This window comes from Bacteroidota bacterium (assembly GCA_018692315.1).
In the GTDB taxonomy this organism is placed as follows: domain Bacteria; phylum Bacteroidota; class Bacteroidia; order Bacteroidales; family JABHKC01; genus JABHKC01.
Map to the genome: position 1 here is coordinate 1 of JABHKC010000102.1, position 5,378 is coordinate 5,378.

The window sequence follows — 5,378 nt, forward strand, 5'->3', positions numbered from 1 at the left end:
AATATTGTCGTAGCTTGATCCGCAAACATTAGTAACATAGACAAAATACATTCCGGCAGTATCAACAACATATGATGGATAAACCGAGCCATCGTTCCATTGATAAGTTGAGTTCGTGAAAGTTGCATCAAGAATCAATGAGTATCCATCGCAAATAGTTTGGTCAGGCCCCAATGTGAAATCCGGCACATCAATTATAGTAATATTTATTACATCATTGCCTGAACCACAGGCATTTGTAACTGTAACAGCATAAGTTCCGGCATTTGTAACATCAATAGTTTGTGTGATAACACCTGTTGACCAGAAATAAGTTGAGCCGTTGTCACCGGCATCTAAAGTTACAATATTCCCAAGGCATAATTCAATATCTTGTCCAAGGAAAACGTTTAGCGGCATATCGTATTCAACTTCTACACTTGTCGTTTCCGAACAATTTGCAACTGTAACTGTTACGGCAAAAGTATCGGAATAAAGTGCAATTATCGTTTCTGTAAATTCGCCTGTATTCCATTCGTATTCTGGAGTTCCATAAATACTTGTAACTGTTGCATCTAAGGTTATAGGGCTCGTTGCACAAAGTCCCGAGACATTCACCCCGAGATTTGGTTCTATTTCGTTGTATTCTACTACTATATTTTCCGAAATAGTTCCGCATTCATTAGTAATTTCAACTGTGTATGTGCCGGGTTTATCAATCAAAATAGTTGGCAGAGTATCTGTGTAGGTGTATGTTCCCAAATCTGCAGTCCAAAGGAAAGTACAACCTTCGTTGTATGATAAATCGTATTCAATAATTTCATCTGAGCAGAGAATAGTTGGATTTGGTCCGAGATTTGCCCAAGGAAAATAAACAACAGTGAGAGTATTATAAACCGTATCTATATTAATTCCATTATACGAAATACATTCTATAACATAAGTTCCGGGATCGAAAATAAACCAAGGATCAACATCAGTATGATTTTGCCAAATTGACATTGTAGAAGGATAATTAAAATTCCAGTGAACCGAATCAACAAAATTTGTTCCCAAATAAAAATATGTTGTGTCGATATAACAACTTGTTTCGAAAGTAAATTCGGCAGACACAAAAAAACTTGAAATAAATGTTGGTAATCCAAGTAAACATGCTTCATTGATTGGGACAGTTGAGATATTTAAATAAACAGCATCAAGAGTAATAATAGGTACAGGATCATTAGGGTTTTCAATACAGGCTAACCATGGTTGACTTTGTCTTGCCAAATAAATTTTTTGATCGGGTCCAAGTTGACAAGCACCTCCTTCACCTAACCCTAACCAACCAACAATTTGATAAGAATTTAAAAAATTTGTAACATTTGGGAGCTCTAATAAATCCCACCTATGAATGTTAGAATTACTTGAACCATACCAACAAACTCCATACAAGTAATGCTCGTTCGGCGAAAACTCACAACCATATGTATTAGTAAAGCCTGGTATTGTAACTGCATTTGACAAAATTCCAGTTGAATTATCAAAATCAAATAATTCGTATAAATTATCAGCTGTAATTGAGAGTACAATTTTACTTCCACTGGGAGAGGCTTTCATATAACCACCAAATTGCCATCCTGTTCCAACATGAGGCGTTCCTACATAACTTGAAACATAAATATTTACATCAATAGGATCATTTGTTATTAGATATGAACGAAATGTGCTGTTTCCCCATTCATGAACAATTACCCAAATATCTGTGCCATTTGCATGATTTACTGCTGTAATTTTTTCAGGTGATGGATTTAAAATAGCTATATTTTTTTCAAGAGGATCAACATCACCCATTCCACCATTGGCAGTCATATCAACTCTTGAATATGCTAAACCACCGAATCCAAGATGATCGTCAACTGTAAAAATATAATAAGTATTTGGATCTATCGGTTTTGGAATAATTACAGCCGATTGTGTTGATGAATTATCCCCTAATAATCCAAATCCATTTGGCATTATATTCATATTTGCATCCCAAACGTATGTTCCATCAGAAAAAAATAGAAGATTGCAATTTGCATCACTAATAGTAGCCACTCCTTCTAAAGTGTTTAAAGGGCTTCCTCCAAAAGCAACCGGAGTATTTGTGGAATTACACCACGAAACTCCTGCACTATTTCCAAAAATCCAGTTGCTCCCTTGACCATTTTGAGCATATATGTTGGCTACAAAAGTAATTATAAAACAAAATGTTAAGATTTTAGCTTTCATAATATTTATTTGTTCAAATATATGAAATATTTTGATTCATTAAAAAGAAAACCGGTTTGAAAATAATATTTCCATTTTGTAAATCTACTCGAATGAAATAAACCCCCATAGGATATTTCGAAACATCTAATTCTATGTTTTTAGATTTGTTTCTTTCGCTATAAATCAGTTTTCCGATTGAATTATAAATGTCAACTTTTTCAATTTCAGCAATTTCTGAATTTATAAATAGCTTTTCTTTCACTGGATTTGGGAAAATAGAAATTGAGTTTTCAAGTGAGTTTTCTTCGATGGAATTTGGTCCAACTTTCAGATAGGCTTCATCGTAGGCAGAGCAGCCAAATTCGTTAGTTACAATAACTGAATATAATCCTTCTTCAGAAATTTCGATAGATTGAGTGGTTTCGCCATTCGACCATAAATATGAACTATATCCGCTACCTGCATCAAAAATTCCTGTAGTTCCAAATTCAATTTCTAATGTGTCAAATCCAAGTTCAATGGTTGGAACAGGATCAACACTTACAATTATGTTTCCAATGGCATCGCCGCAAATTGGGTCGGTAACAGTAACAGAATACATTCCGGCTTCTGTAACTTCAATTGCCTGCATCGTTTCAGAAGTTGACCAAATATAAGTCAAGCCCGGAACTCCAACATCTAAAAGAAGTGTGCTTCCTTGGCAAATACTGGTGTCTGCACCCAATTCTATGCTTGTAGATAAAACATAAACCATAGCCGAATCAGTACTGATTTCTCCACAGTGATTCTCAATTGTAACAGCATAAAGTCCTGCGATAGTTGTGCTTATAGTTGCTGTATTGTCGCCGGTTGACCATAAGTAACTCACTGCCGTAGTGTCTGTTGCATCTATGGTTGTAGATTGTCCTTCGCAAACTACGATGTCTCCGCCAAGGTTAATGTTGAGTTCATGAAATTCTATAATCATAAAATCCGGGAAACTTCCACAGGCATTGGTTACTATAACAGCGTAGGTTCCGGCATCGAAAATTGTGATTTCCTGAGTGCTTTCTCCATTAGACCAAAAATAAGTTGCTCCCGCATTTCCGGCATCTAATATTACAGAGTCCCCCGGACAAATAGTTGTATCTGCACCGATGTTAGGGCTCAGTGAGATATCATATTCTACCTCAATACTTGTCGATTCAGAACAATTTGCAACATCAATAGTAACTTCAAAAGTTCCTGAAAATAGTGCAACGATTGAGTCTGTAGTTTCGCCTGTATTCCATATGTATGTTGGGGTTCCGTAGTTATTTACAACTGTGGCATCAAGGGTTATAGGATTCGTCTCGCAAATGCCTGAGATATTTGTGTCCAGATTCGGCTCTATTTCGTTGTATTCCACCATTATACTTTCAACAATGGTTCCACATTCATTAGTAATTTGAACAGAATAATTTCCAGGTGTATCAATCAAAAATGTAGGCAAAGTATCGGTGTAAGTATAAGAGCCCAAATATGCTGTCCAAAGGAAAGTGCAGCCTTCGTTGTATGAAAGGTCGTATTCAATAATTTCATTAGTACAGAGAACAGTTGGACTTGGTCCGAGGTTTGCCCATGGAATATAAACAACAGTCAAAGTATCCATTACTGTATCTGAAACATTTCCATTATATGAAATACATTGTATTATATAGGTTCCCGGATCGAAAACATACCAAGGATTAATGTCAGTTGTATTATGCCAAATCGGATCAGTTGAAGGATAATTAAAATTCCAAAAAACAGAATCGGCATTGATTATTCCAAAATAAAAATATGTTGTGTCGATATAACAACTTGACATAATCCAAGGTGGGTCATTGCTGGCAATAAAGGAAATAATAAAAGATGGTAATCCTTCATCACATTCTTCTATTGTGGGTGTACTTGGCACATCTAAAAAAACTGCATCAATAACAAGATTGGCAGCAACACCTCCTAGCAATGGGTCTTCAATACATGCTAACCATGAAACATCATCTCTTGCACAATATATTTTTCCGTCAGGTGCAAGCTGAACTGCTCCGCCGTCGCCATATGACTGTGGTCCTAACCATCCCACAGTTTCGTGAGAATTAAGAAAATTTGTAGCATTTGGTAGTTCGTATAAGTCCCATTGATGTACTTCATTATCCCATCTATTCACTGCATATAAATAATGTTCATCCGGAGAAAACTCACATCCATAGGCATCAGGAAATCCAGGCATTGTTATTGGATTGGACAATATCCCAGTAGTGTTGTCAAAATCAAACAACTCGTATATACCCATTCCTTCAATACCTAGTACTACTTTAGTTCCACTGGGGGATGCTTTCATATAGCCTCGAGATTTAGCAGAGGAGCCTGCATGTGGTGTACCAATATTGATAGAAACATAAATATTGACATCAATAGGAGCAGATGTTACAAGATATGACCGGAATATGGCGTTTCCCCATTCATGAACAATTACCCAAATATCTGACCCATTAGAATGATTTACCGCAGCAATTTTTTCGGGAGCTGGGTTGGTGATTGGCACGTTCTTTTCGAGAGGGTCAATATCACCCAGCCCGCCATTGGCAGTCATGTCAACTCTTGAATAGGCTAATCCATCCGAGCCGAGATTATCATCAACAGTGAAAACATAATACGTGTTTGGATCCATTGGTTTAGGAATAATAACTGCTGATTGAGTGGATGAAGCATCGCCTGTAAGTCCAAAGCCATTTGGCATTTGAATCATATTTGCATCCCAAACTGAAATACCATCAGTGAAAAACAAAAGATTGCAATTCGGGTCGCTAATGGTCGCTACACCCTCGTTGGTTGAAAGTGGACTTCCACTAAATGCAACAGGAGTAACTGATGAACAATCCCAGGAAACTCTTGCATTGGCTCCAAAAATCCAGTTGTTACCTTCACCACTTTGGGCAAATGTATTGGCTATGAAAGTAATTAATAAACAGAATGTTGCTATTTTGGCTTTCATAATATTTTTATAAATATATTAAATGTTTTGATTCATTAAAAAGAAAACCGGTTTGAAAATAATATTTCCATTTTGTAAATCTATTCGAATAAAATAAACCCCCATAGGATATTTCGAAACGTCTAATTCTATGTTTTTTGTTTTATTTTTTTCGGTATAAATTAAT

2 protein-coding genes are annotated in these 5,378 nt (G+C 36.1%); both read right to left on the minus strand.

Translation table 11 applies throughout. The annotated features are described in order from the left end of the window. Positions 1-2,232: hypothetical protein (locus HN894_08395; GenBank protein MBT7143345.1), on the minus strand; the 2,232-nt coding region annotated here is incomplete at its 3' end. A 13-nt stretch (positions 2,233-2,245) separates the two neighbouring features. Beyond that, the gene (locus HN894_08400) at positions 2,246-5,212 is read right to left on the minus strand and encodes a T9SS type A sorting domain-containing protein (GenBank protein ID MBT7143346.1); all 2,967 of its coding nucleotides are present in this window, start codon (positions 5,210-5,212) and stop codon (positions 2,246-2,248) included. Positions 5,213-5,378: the final 166 nt, after the last annotated feature.

What these genes read in the sequence shown, in the direction of transcription:
- HN894_08400 (MBT7143346.1), bottom strand. Translation starts at nt 5,212, where the DNA reads ATGAAAGCCAAAATAGCAACATTCTGTTTATTAATTACTTTCATAGCC.